The following is a 16,551-nucleotide window of genomic DNA, read 5'->3' on the forward strand; positions in this document are numbered from 1 at the left end:
GGCCCGCAGGGTGCCTGAAACACCGATCGGCTATCGGGGTAGCGCATAGGCGATGATCGAGTCACCTGCCTTGGTACCCAACGACCCATGCCCCCCGGCAACCACGACTACCATCTGCCGGCCCGAACGGCTTTGATAGGTCATGGGCGTGGCCTGCCCACCAGCTGGCAAACGCGATCGCCATAGCTGCTTGCCGGTCGTCACGTCGTAGGCGCGAACATAGTAATCCAGCGTTCCGGAAAGGAACGCGACGCCGCCTGCGGTGACCACCGGACCACCGAGACTCGGTACGCCCATCTCGAATGGCAGCGGAATCGGCGCACGGTCGCGAACCGTACCGTTCTTGCGCAACCAGTGAGTCTTGCCAGTGCGCAGGTCCGCTCCTGCCACGTACCCCCATGGCGGCGCGGTGCACGGCAGGCCGATAGGGGAAACGAAGGGCTTGAGCTCCACAGCGAACGGCGCGCCGAAGTTTTCATTCAGGTAAGGCTCGCTATCGGAAACATAGGTCTCCTCGTCGTTCTCGCGCGGTATCAGCGTAGAGGTAAAAGCCAGATAGGAAGGCGCGCTGAAGACCATCTGCCGGACTGGGTCTACCGCGACGCTGCCCCAGTTGAACACCCCGAAATTGCCTGGATAGATCAGCGAGCCCTGGGTGGATGGCGGCGTGTAGCGCCCGTCGTAGCGGAGCGAATTGAACTGGATGTGACACATCATCTGGTCGATGAAGGTCGCGCCCCACAGGTCAGTGTCACGCAACTTCGGTGGTTCGTAGGAAAGCGCGGATACCGGCTGCGTCGCGGCAACCCAGTCCCCTTCTGCGGCCCCCTGTGGCGCCGGCACTTCACGGACAGGCAGCACCGGCTTGCCGGTACGGCGATCGAGCACATAGATATCGCCTTGCTTCGTTGGCGCCACCAGCGCAGGAACCATTCCGGACGCAGTCTGGATATCGACCAGGCTCGGCTGAGCCGGTACATCCATGTCCCACAGATCGTGGTGCACGGTCTGGAACACCCAGCGCAGCTGCCCAGTTTGCAGATCCAGTGCAACGATCGATGAAGAGAATCGCTCGCTGTTTTCGCTGCGATTGCCGCCCCATTGATCCGGCACCTGGTTGCCCAACGGCACGTAGATCAGCCCCAGCTTTTCGTCAGCACTTGAGATGCTCCAGCTGTTCGGCGTGCTCTCGCTGTAGGTTTCGCCGTCCGCAATAGGCTCTGTCTGCTCAGGATTGCCCGGATCCCAGTTCCACTTGAGCTCACCGGTGACAACGTCATAGGCGCGAATCACGCCCGACGGTTCAGTGGTCGAAACATTGTCGTTGACGGCCCCGCCGATGATCACAAGGTCATTGGCTACAACCGGCGGCGAGGTCGAGTAATAGAAGCCCTCTTTGACGTGCGGCATGTTCTTCCACAGATTCACCGCGCCGTTTTCGCCGAATGCCGGGCAGACCTTGCCGGTTTTGGGATCGAGGGCGATCAGCCGCGCATCGGCAGTGGGCATGAACAGGCGCTGCTGACAGGATTGACCGACGGTTGGCGTCTTGCTGGCGTGGTACGAAAGCCCGCGGCAAGTCAGGTGCTGCCGATTGGACGAATCCGGTACCTGCGGATCGAAGCGCCAGCGCTCCTCGCCCGTTTCGGCGTCCAAGGCGATGACGAAGTTGTGCGGTGTGCAGATATAGAGGCTGTCGTCGATCTTCAGCGGCGTTACTTCATAGGTGGTTTCTTCCGGGTCACCGGGGCGACGCAGATCGCCCGTCTGGTAGTGCCAGACCTTTTCCAAACGATCGACATTGCTGGGCGTTATCTGAGCCAATGGCGAATAACGGGTGCCGTGCTGGGTGCGGCCATAGGCGTGCCAATCGCTGTCTGGCACATCGACCGGGCTGTTCGTTTCAGCAGACGGAGCGGCGGCCAGCGGTGGCGGCAGCATGCCCCTGATGTCGTTGTTATCGGTGGTGATTGCATGAAAGGCGGTCGCACCCCAGAGCACTACGGCGATTAGCAGCGGAATCGCACTGCCTCCCCAGGCTCGCGCGCCGAAATGCTGCCAACCCAACCGCTGACAAATCCACGGAGACAGTAACCATAGGCCCAGAGGCGCGATGATGCTGCCGCGAGGCGCCAGTTGCCACCAGTCGAAGCCCACTTCATGGATGGCCCACCCCAGCGCACCCACCATCACCAACGCATATACCCAAAGCGCAGCGCGGCTACGGACCAGCAGCAATACACCGGTCAGCAGGAATCCCGCTGCGAGCGCCGCAAAATACCAGGTCCCGCCCAAGCTAATGACCTTCCAGCCACCGACCGCAAGTGCAAGCCCGAGAATGATAGATAGAACTGCAGTAATGATGACCGCCACGTTCGGCTCCTTTCTTGTTCTGAGTGGCCGGAGATGACGAACATACCGCTGTTGCAAGCATCCCCTGCCGGAATTCATGCCAGCCGATCCGCTCGATCCGGCCTGACAGTGCAGTGGACCGGTGGTCGGCCCGAATGCTCCCTGGAAAAGCGGAAAAAGCCGGCCGTAGGCCAGCCTGGTGGAGATTCACCCAGCTAACATGTAGAGCCGTGAGAAAATCGAACAAAAATTAGCCAGATCTGTATAATGTCCGGTTCGACTGATCAAAGGAACCAGATGACGATGGCCGCTAAAACCACCACCGCCAAACGTAAACCAGAACCCGCCAGCGAAACCAGCGAATCCCTAGCCAACCAGATGGCTGCATTCCTGAAATCCGGCGGTGAAGTTCAGAAGATCCCCAACGGGGTCAGTGGCCAGACTCAAGGCCCATCTCGCCAGATCACCATCAGCAAGAAGTAACATCCGCGTCACCTAACCTAGCAAGCGAGCCTCCGCTACTCCTGCTTTCTGCAGTGGCTCGCCAGGTTTCCCCTTCCGAAGCACCCGAGCACAACATGACCGACCCGATACGCTTGTCCAAACGCGTTGCCGAGCAAATCGGCTGCTCCCGGCGCGAGGCCGAGCTTTATATCGAAGGTGGCTGGGTCAAGGTCGATGGCGTGATCAACGAGGCACCTTACTTCAAGGTCGGCGACCAGCTTATCGAGCTTTTACCCGGCGCCACCGCCGCAGAATCGCCACCCGTTACGCTGTTGCTGCACAAACCTTCCGGCGATGCCACTGCCCCAGACACGTCCGGCGCACAGTTACAGCTGGCCAAGGCGAGCCACTGGAGCGGGGATGATGCACGACTTACCCCACGTGAGCGCCACTTCGCGCGTCAGACGGCACTGATGCCGCTTGAGCAGGGTGCGTCCGGCCTTGTCGTGTTTAGCCAGCAGCGCGAAATCATCCGTGCGCTGGACGATCCTCGCGGCAAGCTCGAGCAGGAATACGTCGTCGAGGTAGCGGGTGAGCCCGAGGAAAACGGCCTGGCGTTACTGGCCAAAGGGATAGGCCATCGCGGCCGAATCCTGCCAAAGGCAAAAGCAAGCTGGCAGAACGAAACCAAGCTGCGGATCGTGCTCAAGGCCCCGCAACCGGGCGATCTGCAGCAACTCTGCGAAGCGATCGGCCTGAAAGTGCTCGGCTGCAAGCGAATCCGCATCGGCCGTTTATCTATGGCGAAGTTACCTGTCGGCCAATGGCGCTTTCTCGGCGAGCACGAGCGCTTCTAGCCAGCTAACCTCTGTGCATCAGCGCTGATCTTTCTCGCTGTGCCGCCGAACATGCTCGCACTTGGCCAGACAGATGCTGTCCATAGGTCGTACTCGGCGAATCGCGAGCCGGGCGTCAGCCATTCTGTTGCAAGGGTTCATCATGCAGCGACTTGCACTGTTGTTGATGTTTGCTTTGTTGCCCCTAATGTGTGGCGCGCAGCAAAGAGTCGAAGTCTGGACCTATCATCTTGCTCCGCCCTTCATTGTTGATGAAAACCAAGGGCTATCACGCGATTTCGTCAAACTCCTCAACGATGATCCTGGTAACAAGGGCCGCTTCAGATTCGAACTGACCAGGCTTGCCCGCGATCGCGTGGATCTGGAGCTGGAGCGAAAGCGACCCGGGGTGCTCCTCTGGGCTACCCCGAGCTTTTTCTCTGCCGCGCTGGCCAATAATGGCAGGTGGTCACGGCCTCTATTAATGGATCAACAAGTTTTCGTCTCGCTGCCTGACGCGCCGTTCGACTACACCGGACCCGAAGCGCTACACGGTCTAGTCCTTGGAGGCGTGAAAGGTCATAACTACAGGGCGCTCAATTCCGATGTAGAGAGGGGCAGGATCACGCGCCAGGATGTTCAGACCGACGTTGAAAACTTCGCGCAGCTTATGTCCGGTCGTATCGACACACTCCTGATCTCGCGCTCCACTCTGCTCTACTATCTCAAACACGCACAGCACAAGAACTTGTACGTCTCGGATTCACCGCTGTACGAATTCGGTCGACACCTGCTGGTGACCGATGCGCTGGAAGAGGCGGTCAGTTCATTTCTTGCCGAGTTCATCGAGGCTTTGCCAAGCAACCCCGAGTGGCAGATTCTTTTGTTCCGTTACGGACTCAAGCCTATGGCCAGCGGAGGATGAAAGGCTGAACAGATAAGGCCTGCGCCTGTCAGACCAAACGCTGGCAATCAAATAATCAAGAGAACAGGGCAGCAATGAAAAACGCACTGGTGATAGGACTGCTCGCTGTACTGGGCGGCTGCGCTTCCCAGCCATGTGATCAGAATGGCAGCGACGGCAGTTGCCGCGCGGAGCGGATGCTGTATCAGAATGACCTGCTGCAGGCGAAGATACTCATCGCGATTGGCGATGAAGAAGGCTATGAACTTGCCGACGCGCTACTCAAGCGTAGCGCCGCGCTAGATGAGCGCGGCGAGATCGAGTTCTATCAGGCCCTGCTGCTGATTCGCCAAGGCCCTCAACCGGAGCAGGTTGTGAGCCGACTGGAAGAGGCGAGTGCGAAGGGCCATCCACACGCTATGGCCTTGCTGTACAAGATGTATCAGGACCCCTACCTTCTCGACCAGCGTGACGAGGCTAAAGCTCAGGGTTACCGCGAGGCCTACTCCAAGCTGGACGTCGCCCAAAGCGGCTACCCGTCGTTCGACAAGGCGTTGGAGCTGGTTTCCCAGCTCGTCGAGCCGCCGCCTCCGCTCCCCGAGCGATTTGATCCCTGCGAGGACCGTTGCCCCTGACACTCGTCAGGGCGTAGGGGTCTGCGAGATCTTGGGATCCTGATCTCCATCCATCACGGCCTGCGCTTCCTCACGGGTGGCGTAGGGACCTGCGATAGTCTTGCCGTCCACCTCCACTACCCAGCAGGTCACCCAGGTCGGGCGCCAGCCCTGCGGTACCTCATCTCCAGTCAAATGTCGGATCGTTGTCTGCATGATGCTCTCCCCTTCTATGTAGTCGGACGCACAGTTGCGCCTTCTTAATATGAGCTGCCACAGCGATAACGGTTCGTCACAGGAAACAAGCGGTTGCTGTTTTGCTTCGAACTGGCGCACCGCTCAATCGCTCTACTGAATGAGCGAACACGTTTAGCAGACACTCAAGCACGGGGGCACCGATGCAGATCCGTCAGACGCTTCGCTGCAAGGCATGGCTGGTGCTGATAGCTATCACCCTGGTCGTCGCCGGCTGCAGCAGAATGAACCTCGCATACCGCAACCTGCATCTGCTGATTCCGTGGTCGCTCAACGACTATCTGGACATGAATCGCGATCAGCAAAAGGCGTTCCGAGGTCAGCTGCGTGAGCACCTGAGCTGGCACTGCCAGACCCAGCTGCCGAGCTACCTCGATAAAATCGCGCATGTGCAGCAGCAAGTGCGCCAGGGAGAAATTAATAAGGCGGCGTTGCGGACGCATTACCAGTACGCAAAACAGGCGGTTCAGGCCATCGCGCTCGAGATTACGCCGACCACGACGCGCCTGTTGCGCGAGCTCGATGACGGGCAGGTACGCCAGCTCAATGCTGCGCTCGAAGATGAGCGCCGCAAGCGTGAGGAAAAGTACTTGAAGCCGCCGTTGTCCAAGCAGATCAACGACCGTGCCGACCGTATGCGCGAGCGAGTCGATCAATGGCTGGGTAGCACCAATGCAGCGCAACGGCAGCGAATCCTCGAATGGGCAGATTCGCTCGGTCCGCAGAATCGGTTCTGGTTGGATAATCGTGCTCGGTGGCAGCAGTCGCTTGTCGAGGCCCTCCAAAAGCGTCATGAACCTGGATTCGAGGAGCAGATTTCCCGCCTGCTGCAGGACAGGGAGTCATTATGGACGACCGAGTACAAGACCGCCTTCGCCCGTGCCGAACAGGCGAGTATCGATCTCGTTGCGGACCTCTATGACTTGTCTGATACAAAGCAGCGGCGCCACCTCGACAACCAACTCGAAGGCATACGCAAGGATCTGAGCACACTCGACTGCTTGCCCGAACCTCGTAAGCCGTAGCCCAGACCCAGACCACAGCCTCGATCCGAAGATCGGATCGAGGCACTAGTCAATCTCGCTGACTACCGGCCCGGTTAGCGCTTACGGCAGCAGAGCAATAATCCAACCAGGCCTGCCGCCACTCCCCCCGCAACCAGCAAGTTGCGCTGCTTGGAATCAACCTTGCGCCAGTGTCCATAGATTCGCCGCTGACCGAGTGCCGGATGGAAAAGGTTGCCGGACGATGGTGCAACTCGGTCGGCACTGCGTAGTGCAGCACCGGTAAGCAGCCCCGAGAGCTGGTCGAACCCAGGCGTGATGAAGTGGGCCAACCGTAGCAAGGTCGCCGTGATGCCCACCGAGGTGGTATGGCGCGGATGCAATGCCAGGCTCACCATAGCATCGGCAACCCTACGTGGATCGCACAGGGGTGGCGGTGGCTGCAACGAACGCCCGGCGTAGTTACCGCCATCGCGAAAACCGGGCGTATCAACCATTGAGGGGTACACGTCGCACACATGGATGCCGGGCCACTGCGCCAGCTCGCCGCGCAAGGCGTGAGAGAAGCCGCGCAGGCCGAACTTGCTGGCGGAATACGCCACAGCGTAGGGCTGCGGCACCCAACTGCCAACCGACAATGTATTGATCAGGATGCCGCCGTCCTGCTGCTTGAAGTAAGGCAGTACTACATGGGCGCCACGCAGATAACCGATCAGATCTGTCTGCACCACCTGCTCATGGGCGTCCAATGGCGTCTCGTCGAAGGCTCCAACCGCCCCCACTCCGGCATTGTTGATCCAGATATCGATGCGGCCATGCCCGAATTCAGCAGCTGCGCTGGCCAGTTGCTCGACGGAGTCACTCAGCGTCATGTCCGTTGGCACAACCAGCGCTTCGCCCCCTAGCGACCTGCACTCCTCAGCTGCCTCTTGCAATGCCTCTTCGTCTCGCGCGGCAAGCACGACACGGGCGCGTTGACGGGCAAAAGCCTGGGCAGCAGCTCTGCCTATGCCGCTGGAGGCACCGGTGATGACCACCACCGCGCCTTCGAGTCTGGATTCACTCATGTTCGTTCCTCCGTTATGGCTGTCATTCATAGCTGACAGCCACGACGAGGCAAACATTCCCCGCCCGGGGTCATCGATGTCAGACCATCTGCAGCGCCTGCGGCCGATTTGGTGGTGGGAATGCCTCATCAAGCAATTGAAGGTCATCGGCAGTCAACTTCAGCTCCGCAGCCGAGGCATTGGCACGCAGGTGCTCGGGGCTCGATGACTTGGGTATCACCAGCACTCCGGGTTGGCGCAACGCCCATGCCAGCGCGACCTGCGCGGGCTGTACAGCATGATGGAGGGCAACCTTTCTAACAGCTGCGTGGCGCAGCAGATCGCCACCCTGCCCCAGCGGACAATAGGCCATGACCGGCATGCCTTGCGCCTGACACCAGGGCAACAGGTCGTACTCGATCCCTCGTTCGGCCGGGTTGTAGAGCACTTGATTGGTCGCGCATGCGGATGAGTCGAGCTCGTGCATGTCGTCGAGATCGAGGTTCGAGACACCCCAGCGGCGGATCTTGCCCTGCTCCTTGAGGCGCTCGAAAGCTTCGACCGTTTCACCCAACGGATGCTGACCACGCCAATGCAACAGGTATAGATCGATACAGTCCGTGCCCAGCCGGCGGAGGCTGCGCTCGCAAGCCTTCGGCACACCTGTGCGGCTGGCGTTGTGGGGATAGACCTTGCTCACCAGAAATACCCGCTCGCGGCAGTTGCGGATCGCCTCACCCACGACGACCTCTGCACCGCCCTCGGCGTACATCTCCGCGGTATCGACGAGGCTCATCCCAAGCTCGATGCCAACGCGTAGGGCGGCAACCTCGTTCTGGCGCTCAGCGGGGTTCTCGCCCATGTGCCAGGTGCCCTGACCAATCACAGGTACTGCCGCTCCATCAGGTAACTGCAGGGTGCGCATCAATATGCCTCCCGTGGCGCGTTCTGCTCGGCGACCGGCTCGGACCAGGGGTCATAGGTGCCGAAATTCCACAGATGTCCTTCCAGATCGCGGCAGCTGAATCCGCGACCGCCGTAGTCTTCATCCTTCAGTTCGATGACGATTTCAGCGCCCGCAGCCTTCGCCTGGTTGTAGAGACCATCCGCACTGTTGACGATGACATAGGTGCTCTGGGTAGACACACCGCCCACCTCGTCCGGCTGCCTGACCTGACGGCCATACTCGGAATCGACCACCGGACCGAGCATCACCATGCCGCTACCGAAACTGAGCTGCGCATGGATGATGCCGACCTGCTCGTCCTCGATGACGCGCTGCTGCTCGAACCCGAACGCCCGGCACAGCCATTCCAATGCGGCAGGCACATCGCGGTAGCGTAAGCACGGTATCAAGTTGGACGTGGTGTTCTTGCTATACTGGGACATGAATGCTCCTTCCGATTGACGCGGCAGCGCAGTGGAAAAACGCTTCGCATAGCATTCAGACCGAGATCAGCACCGACGTTCCCCAGGTTACGCGCGTTCGGCGAACCCCAGGCGGATCCCGAGACCGATCAGCACAGAGCCGAGGAAGCGATTCAGCCACTGATTCAGCCGCAGATTTCCACGCAGCGCCGAGCTTGCCCGCGCTGCCAGCAATACCATGGCGCATTCGACGATGATCGCCACCAGCACCACGAGCGCACCCAAAAACAACAGCTGGACCGCAACCGCCCCCTGATCCGGACGTATGAACTGGGGCAGGAACGCCATGAAAAAGATCGCCGCCTTGGGGTTGAGGATGTCCACCAGGATGCCTTGCCGATAGGCCCGCCAAGCACTAACACGGGGTGCGGCGCGAAGATCCAGCGCCGCACCCGCCCCTGCCGAGCGCAACGCCTGAATCCCGAGATACAGCAGGTAAGCGGCGCCCACGTACTTGACCACAGCGAAGGCCAGTGCGGACGTCGCGAGAATTGCCGATATGCCCAGGGCGGCAGCTGCCACATGAACCAGCGCGCCGCTACAGACACCACAGGCAGATGCGATGCCGATCCGCCGCCCGCCTGACAACGTGCGCGAAAGGATGAACAGCAGGTCCGGTCCTGGCGAAAGATTCAAGGCCAAGGCAGCAGAGAAGAACACCAACCAGAAAGCCGGATCAGACATGGTCTGCACTCGGGAGACTCGCAAGAGGACATTGAATCTAGGTTAGTCAACGCGCCTTCGCCACCTGCACTCCGCCGTCCAACCAGTGCATTTCGTCGGGAAACTGCCACTGCATCACACTATCGACTTTTTATTGTCACTCGGCTGAACTACTTTCTGTCCAATAATGTCAAAGCGCCAGACCAGGCGAGGTACTGCGTGCAGCTCGGCCTGAGCGCCTACATAAAACAAGTCACTAGCAAAGGATATGCACATGACCGATGAAGCCTCTGTGGCGCTCGTCGCCGCTTCTACGCGTCTTATTCTGCTGTCAAATAGCGAGCCGCTGGACAGCTCTTTGCACCAATTTCTTATGGGACTTCCGCAGCTGCGCCTGATCCGTAGTAACACCCTTCGCACAGGACAGAACGACGCCGACCTTGCGCTGGTCGATGTCGGCAGCTTTGCGGACGCTGAATGCCTGCGGCTGCTACGCCAGTTGCGCAGCATCCCGACAGCCCTGATCAACGTGCAAGTCGACCAGGCACGCCGGATCCTTGAACAGCACCCGTGGATAAAGGGCGTGTTCTACGCAAACACCAACCGGACCAACCTCAGCCGTGGCATTGGCACCCTCCTTGAAGGCGGTGACTGGCTCCCCCGAGCACTGATGGAAAAACTGCTCGGTCGCTATAGACAACTTACCCATGCCTCTCAGGCTATCGATGATTTGTCAGTGCGTGAGAAACAGATTCTCGTGCTGGCCGGCAAAGGGCTCTCCAACGCTGAAATTGCCGAGCGACTGCATCTGAGCACCCACACCATCAAGAGCCATATTCACAACGCGCTGGGGAAACTGGGCGCTTCCAACCGAGCGCAGGGTGCCTCGCTGGTGCTGGGACATGTTGGTGAGGTCGGTATATGAGAGCTGCGGTGCTGATGCTAGTGCTGCTACTAAGCAATCAGGCCCATGCCGATGAGGCCGAGCTTCAGGGCTTCATTACCAACGCAACGGTTTCGCGCTCCGGACAAGAGTTCTATCGCAAGTTCTGCGAACGCATGAATGACACAAGCTCGCTGGACTTCAACCTGGCGGTCAAGGAACGCCCCTCGGCGCGCTGGGGAATTCAGGTCTGGGTCGAGCAGGACAATCAGCCGCTCTACCGTCGCTTTCTCCAGCCTAACGTCAGCGACATGGAACTGACTGCCTACGAGGCGGCGGATTTCGTGTTGCAAGAGATAAACCGTAGGAAAGTCGAAGCACTATTCAAAGACACCATTGACCTTGCGAAGGATGAGTTATGAACCGGCCACAACAAAAAACCACCGGCGTCTTCCTGGCCGGATTGCTGCTCAGCTCCGGTCTCGGTGCGACTGAGCTGGTCTATACACCAGTCAATCCCTCGTTCGGCGGTAGCCCCTTGAATGGCGCGTGGCTGCTAGGTAACGCCCAGGCTCAGAACGATACCAAAGACCCGAACGCCATCGATCGCGCGTCGCTTGGCGGCACCTCGACGCTCGATCGGTTCACCAATCAGCTCGAATCTCGGCTGCTATCCGATCTGCTCGTGGACGCAAGGAATGGCAAGACCGGCTCGGTTACCACAGATGATTTCATCGTCAGGGTTATCAACGACGATCTCGGCAACCTTGTGGTCAACATCACCGACCGGCTGACCGGCGAAATATCCGAAATCATCATCGGTCAGAATTAATCAGGGAGCGTAACGGCCATGAGAAGCCTATTGGTAACCATCGGGATGATGGTCGTTCTACAGGGCTGCGCGGTACGCGAGCCGATGTCGGCAGACCAGGAGACACCCACCCTCACACCGCGCACCTCGACCTACCAGGACCTGCTTGATCTGCCCCGCCCCCGCGGCCCGCTGGTAGCTGCCGTCTACGGTTTCCGCGACCAGACCGGACAATACAAACCAAGCCCGGCCAGCTCCTTTTCCACCGCCGTAACTCAGGGTGCGGCCAGCATGCTGGTCGACGCGATGCAGGCTAGCGGCTGGTTCATCGTGCTCGAGCGTGAAGGCCTGCAGAACGTGCTCACCGAGCGCAAGATTATTCGCGCATCCCAGGCCAAGCCGGACGTAGCGCCGAACATCCAATCCGAGCTGCCTTCGCTGCTGGCCGCCAACATCATCATGGAAGGCGCCATCGTCGCCTACGAAACCAACGTCCGCAGCGGCGGCCAAGGCGCACGGTATCTTGGTATCGGCGTTTCGCAGGAGTATCGGGTCGACCAGGTTACGGTCAACCTGCGCGCCATCGACGTGCGCAGCGGTCAGGTGCTGTCCAACGTGATGACCACCAAGACCATCTATTCCATCGGTCGCAGCGCCAACGTCTACAAGTTCATCGAGTTCAAGGAGCTGCTGGAAGCGGAAGCCGGGTACACCACCAACGAACCGGCCCAGCTCTGCGTGCTGTCGGCAATCGAGGCAGCGGTTGCACACCTGATCGCACAAGGCGTCGACCGTCGGCTCTGGCAGACCGCGGAAAACACCCCTGCCGCCCAGGCCGAACTCGCGAAATACCTCACTACCCGCACCAAGCTATAAAGAACGAACCGGTTCCCATATGCCGGGTGTGCCGAAACGCGGTTGGGTCAGGATGACCCACCGCAGTTCAATGCAGCTTATCTGAAAGCCCTGCCGGAAATGCACGCCGCCGCATCGTCTGGCAGCGGGCTGCCTGTCAGACTCAAGATGCCGTGCTTTATCGGCTAGCTTCAGCGCCCATGGCGCGCGGTGCTGACGTCTACCCGCCAGAGACCTGGCTTTGCCCGCTCAGCCCGCGGACGAGCCTCTACGGAACACCAGCGCTTTCAATCCACTGTCAGGGCTGACGTCAGGAAACTCGGGCGGGTTTTCGAGGCGCTCCTGAAACACCAACTCCGGCGCTGCGGCAAGCATCCCTTCGATAAGAAAGCCAGGGCCGGTGTCCGGGTCATTGATGCAGGCGAGCACAACACCAGTCTCGCTGAGCAGCTCCGGCAGCCGCCTGAGTATTTTCTGATAATCACGGCCAAGCGCGAAGCTGCCCTTTTGAAATGATGGCGGATCGATGATCACCAGATCGTATGGGCCGGTCTTCTTGACCTTGCCCCAGGACTTGAACAGCTCGTGACCGAGAAAGCTCACACGATCCAGATCCTGGTCATTCAACCGGTGATTGTCGCGGCCTCGACTCAACGCAGCGCGAGCCATATCCAGATTCACCACATGTTCCGCACCGCCCGCGATGGCCGCCACTGAAAAGCCGCAGGTATAGGCGAACAGGTTCAGCACCCGCTTGCCTCTGGCGTTCTGCTGAACCCACTGCCTGCCGTAGCGCATGTCCAGAAACAAGCCGTTGTTCTGCTTGATGCCCAGGTCGAGCTTGAAACGCAGGCCGTTTTCGCTGATTACCCACTCTTCGATCGGCTCGCCCAGCAGCTGTTGCATGCGGCTATCGGGCAGGTAGCGATGCTGCAGTAGCAGGCTGTGAGCCCCACTTGCCGTCCAGGCTTGCTCACTGGTCAGCGATGACAGCATCCGGGTCAACCCATCGAGCTCGTCCGCCGCCGGCTCGCGGAACAGCGAAACAAGTACGATGCCCTGCAGCCAGTCCACGGTGACGTGCTCCAGTCCCGCCCAGCAGCGACCACGGCCATGGAACAGGCGGCGGGTTTCATCGGGCACATCCATCAAGGCTTGATTGAGGTGTGAGTGCAGCGTCGCGAGGGCATCCGGTTGCATGGAGTCACGTCATACTGAGAAAGGCCGGCATTCTAAACCTGAACGATCATGCTTGCAGGGAGCCGCTGAGGGGCGGCGGCAGCTCAACCGCAGCGGACACGCGGGACAACTCTAATTTGACCGGATTAGACTGCCCCACTCGGCCGCGTTTAGCACCGTCACGCTAGCTATCAAGGATGGAAATTTTGGAAGCAGCCGAATCCCGCCCGCTCGAGGCACTAAGGTGCGCTGCCCCCGCGGCGCTGGCCATCATTCCCGTGAGCATGTTGTTCGGGGTGCTGGCAGGCCGTTCGGATTGGACACCTGTCGAAGTCGCGCTCATAGGTTTACTGGGGTTTACCGGCAGCGGTCAGTTTGCCGTACTGCCGCTGGCTGATTAGGGTGCAGGATTGCTGACCATGCTGCTGCTCACCGCCTCGATCAATAGCCGTTACCTGCCCATCGCCTACGTTTCCGCTTCGCGACTGCCTCGCCGGCCGGCACCGCGAGCGCTGCTTGCGCATATGCTGGGCGACGAAGCCTACGCCACGGAAACTGACGGGGACACTTGGGAATCGCTGGCGATCATCCGCGGCAGCCTGTTCATCACCTGGGTCGTTGCCGGAGTGGTTGGCGCCCTGCTTGGCGGCATGATTCCAGCCAACTGGCTTGCGGCCGATCTCAATCTGGGCTTTCCGGCAAGTGTGGTGCTGATGTATCTGTCGGTGAGCCAGTTGCGCGCCCGCCTGCCGCGATTCGGCGCAGCACATATGCGATTGTTGCTCACCGCCCTGCTCTGCAGTGTGGTCGCCGTTCTGCTGATCATACTGCTCGGCCCCGTGTATTTCTGGATACCCAGCGTGCTGATCGCAACCTTCATGCTTTCGCGGGCATGGACATGAGTACGCCCGTGCTGCTGGCGATTGCGGCGTTGTGTGCCACGAGTTTCCTGGTGCGCATCCTTCCGGTGTTCGTCACGCTCAATCTGGATGACTCGACCCGACGCATCCTGGAGCGGGTGCTGCCCACCGCCGTATTCATCAACTTCGCGGTGTACATTCTCTACAGTGAAGCCACAAAGGCGCCGCTGGCTGCCACGGTTGCGCTGGTGCTGGTGGCGGGCATCGCCGTCACGACAAGGCTGGGCCTGATCACGACGGCTGTACTGGGTAGCGCTTGCTACTACCTCTTGCAATCCTGGCTCGCCGGCTAGCCACTATCACGCCGAACCGGGTGACTTCGCAGCCCGCCGCCCCTTCGCCGACGCCTTGCGGCCAGCGGACTTTCGCTTCTTCCACGGCGCACCACGGGTTGCAGAGGCGGCAGGCCCGGTGATGGTCAGGCGAACGCCTTTACAGCGTTCCACCTGCTTGCTCATCCAGGCTGATTGCTTGGTGACGAATTCGTCCAGGCTCATCTCGCCGCTTTGCACCATATCCAGCGCCTGCTCCCAGATCGCCGTAGTTCCGGGATCGGCGATGGCGCGAGGCACGGCATCGATCAGGCTGAACGCCGCAGGTGTGGCCGCCAGTGCCTTGCCCTGCTTGGTCAGGTAGCCGCGATCGAGCAGCCCCTGAATGATCCCGGCGCGGGTCGCCTCGGTGCCGATGCCTGTGGTGTCCTTGAGTTTTTGCTTCAACTTCGGGTCTTCTACCAGCTTGGCGACGTTCTTCATTGCCTTGATCAGATCGCCTTCGGTGAAGGGCTTGGGCGGCTGGGTCCAGAGGTCCTTGAGCTGCATATCGAAGATCGGGCACAGCTGCCCCTGACGCAGCGCTGGCAACCTCTGGGGTGGAGCCTGTTCTCGACCACGACTTGCGGCAAGCGCTTCGGGCATGGCGCGTTTCCAACCCGGCTCGCCAACCTGTTTGCCTACCGCTCGTAATGCCTGGCCGGCACAATCGAAATCCGCCTGGGTGCGATCGTATTCATGATTGGGCAGGAATTGCGCCAGATAACGCGCGCGAATCAGCGTGTAGACCGCACGCGGCTTGCCTGTCAGTCGCTCCAACGCATGTGCCGCAGCCGTGGGAATGATGCCGTGGTGAGCACCGACTTTGGCGTCGTTCCAGGCCCGCGACTTGCGACTGGGCTGCAAGTACGCCTTGAGTTCGACCAAGCCGGCATCGGCCCGGGTCAAGGCCGTCAGGATCGCTGGCGCCTCGCTGTGCTGACTCACCGGCAGATAACCGCAATCGCTTCGCGGATAGGTGATCAGTTTGTGTGTCTCGTATAGCGATTGTGCGATGTCAAGGGTTTCCTGAGCGCCAAGCCCGAGCTTCTTCGAGCACACCTCCTGCAGAGTGCCGAGATCGAACGGCAGCGGCGGCGCCTCGCGCACGCGTTCAGTCTTGAGCGTTATCAGATGCGCGCTACCCTCCGCGCGCATGGCATCGGAGGCCTCCAGCGCGAGACATTGATCGAGGCAGCGCCCCTGGTCGTCACAGTGCTCATCAGCCGCCCGCCAATGGGCGGTGAAAGGCACTGGATCGTCGCCGAGCAGCTGCACCTCGATGGTCCAGAACGGCAGTGGCACGAAGTCGGCGATGCTTCGATCACGGTCGACCACCAGCCGCAGTGTCGGGGTCTGCACCCGCCCTACCGGCAGCACACCCTGATAGCCGGACTGGCGCCCGAGCAGCGTGAACAGTCGGCTCATGTTCATGCCGATCAGCCAATCAGCGCGCGAGCGACCCAGCGCCGACTGATAGAGGTTGAAGGTCTCGGTCCCGGAGCGCAGCCCGGCGAGCGCCTTACGAATGGAAGCATCGTCCAACGCCGAAAGCCACAGGCGCTGAATGGGCCCGCGATAACGGCAATGCTCCACCAGCTCCCGAGCGATCATCTCCCCTTCGCGATCTGCGTCGGTGGCGATAACCAGTTCGCTGGCTTCGCCCAGCAGCCGCTTCACGGCCTTGTACTGACTGGCGGTCTTCGGCTTGACCAGCATCTTCCAACGCTCGGGCACGATCGGCAGATCGGCCAGCACCCAGCGCTTGTAGCGCGCGTCATAACTGTCGGGCGGTGCGGTTTCCAGCAGATGGCCGATGCACCAGGTAACGGTGACGCCGGCACCGAGCCAGCAACCATCGCCGCGTCGGGTAGCCCCGAGCACCTGTGCGATATCTTTGGCTTGAGATGGTTTTTCGCAGAGGAACAGCCGCATCACGTTGTCACTGGGTCATTTGCAATGGCCCATAGCATGGGCAGCGGCTGCAGGTCAGGCAAGCTTTATCTGTATGGATATACAGATAAATGACAGCATTGGCATCGTTGC

General features: G+C 60.3%; 18 protein-coding genes and 1 pseudogene. 11 read left to right on the forward strand and 8 right to left on the reverse strand.

Annotated features, from left to right (window positions below):
• Positions 1-30: 30 nt before the first annotated feature.
• Positions 31-2,373: a glucose/quinate/shikimate family membrane-bound PQQ-dependent dehydrogenase gene (locus EA797_RS11470; protein ID WP_122165319.1), complete on the reverse strand. Its 2,343-nt coding sequence runs from the start codon at positions 2,371-2,373 to the stop codon at positions 31-33.
• A gap of 282 nt (positions 2,374-2,655) precedes the next feature.
• Between EA797_RS11470 and EA797_RS11475 the strand changes: the two genes are divergently transcribed.
• The 4 genes from EA797_RS11475 (at position 2,656) to EA797_RS11490 (ending at position 5,171) form a co-directional block, all read left to right on the forward strand.
• On the forward strand, positions 2,656-2,835 hold the full coding sequence (locus EA797_RS11475; protein ID WP_122166273.1) for a hypothetical protein: 180 nt from the start codon (positions 2,656-2,658) through the stop codon (positions 2,833-2,835).
• 95 nt (positions 2,836-2,930) lie between these two features.
• A complete protein-coding gene (locus EA797_RS11480) occupies positions 2,931-3,653 on the forward strand; it encodes an RNA pseudouridine synthase (RefSeq protein WP_122165320.1) in 723 nt (240 codons plus the stop codon).
• Positions 3,654-3,795: 142 nt separating this feature from the next.
• Positions 3,796-4,557 (forward strand): substrate-binding periplasmic protein, encoded by a 762-nt coding sequence (locus EA797_RS11485; protein ID WP_122166274.1) that lies wholly within the window; start codon positions 3,796-3,798, stop codon positions 4,555-4,557.
• Between the two features lie 74 nt (positions 4,558-4,631).
• Positions 4,632-5,171, forward strand: a complete 540-nt coding sequence (locus EA797_RS11490) for a hypothetical protein (protein WP_122165321.1) — start codon at positions 4,632-4,634, stop codon at positions 5,169-5,171.
• Between the two features lie 6 nt (positions 5,172-5,177).
• On the opposite strand, the gene EA797_RS11495 is transcribed toward EA797_RS11490, so the two are convergent.
• The gene (locus tag EA797_RS11495) at positions 5,178-5,366 is read right to left on the reverse strand and encodes a hypothetical protein (RefSeq protein WP_122165322.1); all 189 of its coding nucleotides are present in this window, start codon (positions 5,364-5,366) and stop codon (positions 5,178-5,180) included.
• Positions 5,367-5,548: 182 nt separating this feature from the next.
• Between EA797_RS11495 and EA797_RS11500 the strand changes: the two genes are divergently transcribed.
• Positions 5,549-6,430: a DUF6279 family lipoprotein gene (locus tag EA797_RS11500; protein ID WP_122165323.1), complete on the forward strand. Its 882-nt coding sequence runs from the start codon at positions 5,549-5,551 to the stop codon at positions 6,428-6,430.
• Positions 6,431-6,504: 74 nt separating this feature from the next.
• Here EA797_RS11500 and EA797_RS11505 read toward each other — a convergent pair whose 3' ends face one another.
• The 4 genes from EA797_RS11505 to EA797_RS11520 all read right to left on the reverse strand — a co-directional run bounded on the left by EA797_RS11505 (position 6,505) and on the right by EA797_RS11520 (position 9,567).
• Positions 6,505-7,476, reverse strand: coding sequence for an SDR family oxidoreductase (locus EA797_RS11505; protein ID WP_122165324.1), 972 nt, complete (start codon positions 7,474-7,476; stop codon positions 6,505-6,507).
• Between the two features lie 79 nt (positions 7,477-7,555).
• Entirely contained in the window at positions 7,556-8,380 is an 825-nt protein-coding gene (locus EA797_RS11510) for an aldo/keto reductase (protein WP_122165325.1), read from the reverse strand.
• On the reverse strand, positions 8,380-8,844 hold the full coding sequence (locus EA797_RS11515; protein ID WP_122165326.1) for a VOC family protein: 465 nt from the start codon (positions 8,842-8,844) through the stop codon (positions 8,380-8,382). The genes EA797_RS11510 and EA797_RS11515 overlap by 1 nt, the downstream gene beginning before the upstream one ends.
• Positions 8,845-8,931: 87 nt before the next feature.
• Complete coding sequence (locus tag EA797_RS11520; protein ID WP_122165327.1) at positions 8,932-9,567, reverse strand: LysE family translocator; 636 nt, start codon at positions 9,565-9,567, stop codon at positions 8,932-8,934.
• Between the two features lie 253 nt (positions 9,568-9,820).
• Between EA797_RS11520 and EA797_RS11525 the strand changes: the two genes are divergently transcribed.
• The 4 genes from EA797_RS11525 to EA797_RS11540 are packed head-to-tail and all read left to right on the forward strand — an operon-like array spanning position 9,821 to position 12,116.
• Complete coding sequence (locus tag EA797_RS11525) at positions 9,821-10,471, forward strand: helix-turn-helix transcriptional regulator (protein ID WP_122165328.1); 651 nt, start codon at positions 9,821-9,823, stop codon at positions 10,469-10,471.
• A complete protein-coding gene (gene csgE / locus EA797_RS11530) occupies positions 10,468-10,851 on the forward strand; it encodes a curli production assembly/transport protein CsgE (protein WP_122165329.1) in 384 nt (127 codons plus the stop codon). Before EA797_RS11525 ends, csgE begins: the two co-directional genes overlap by 4 nt.
• On the forward strand, positions 10,848-11,261 hold the full coding sequence (locus tag EA797_RS11535) for a curli assembly protein CsgF (RefSeq protein ID WP_122165330.1): 414 nt from the start codon (positions 10,848-10,850) through the stop codon (positions 11,259-11,261). Before csgE ends, EA797_RS11535 begins: the two co-directional genes overlap by 4 nt.
• 18 nt (positions 11,262-11,279) lie before the next feature.
• The gene (locus tag EA797_RS11540) at positions 11,280-12,116 is read left to right on the forward strand and encodes a CsgG/HfaB family protein (RefSeq protein ID WP_122165331.1); all 837 of its coding nucleotides are present in this window, start codon (positions 11,280-11,282) and stop codon (positions 12,114-12,116) included.
• Positions 12,117-12,344: 228 nt separating this feature from the next.
• Here EA797_RS11540 and EA797_RS11545 read toward each other — a convergent pair whose 3' ends face one another.
• Positions 12,345-13,295, reverse strand: coding sequence for a class I SAM-dependent methyltransferase (locus tag EA797_RS11545; protein WP_122165332.1), 951 nt, complete (start codon positions 13,293-13,295; stop codon positions 12,345-12,347).
• 176 nt (positions 13,296-13,471) lie between these two features.
• Here EA797_RS11545 and EA797_RS11550 point away from each other — a divergent pair.
• Together EA797_RS11550 and EA797_RS11555 are read left to right on the forward strand one after the other, a co-directional pair.
• Positions 13,472-14,176: pseudogene (locus EA797_RS11550) on the forward strand (AzlC family ABC transporter permease).
• Positions 14,173-14,487 (forward strand): AzlD domain-containing protein, encoded by a 315-nt coding sequence (locus EA797_RS11555; RefSeq protein WP_167468805.1) that lies wholly within the window; start codon positions 14,173-14,175, stop codon positions 14,485-14,487. The pseudogene EA797_RS11550 and the gene EA797_RS11555 overlap by 4 nt, the downstream one beginning before the upstream one ends.
• Before the next feature lie 6 nt (positions 14,488-14,493).
• Here EA797_RS11555 and EA797_RS11560 read toward each other — a convergent pair whose 3' ends face one another.
• Complete coding sequence (locus EA797_RS11560; protein WP_122165334.1) at positions 14,494-16,440, reverse strand: DNA topoisomerase III; 1,947 nt, start codon at positions 16,438-16,440, stop codon at positions 14,494-14,496.
• Positions 16,441-16,551: the final 111 nt, after the last annotated feature.

This window comes from Stutzerimonas zhaodongensis, from assembly GCF_003696365.1.
In the GTDB taxonomy this organism is placed as follows: domain Bacteria; phylum Pseudomonadota; class Gammaproteobacteria; order Pseudomonadales; family Pseudomonadaceae; genus Stutzerimonas; species Stutzerimonas zhaodongensis.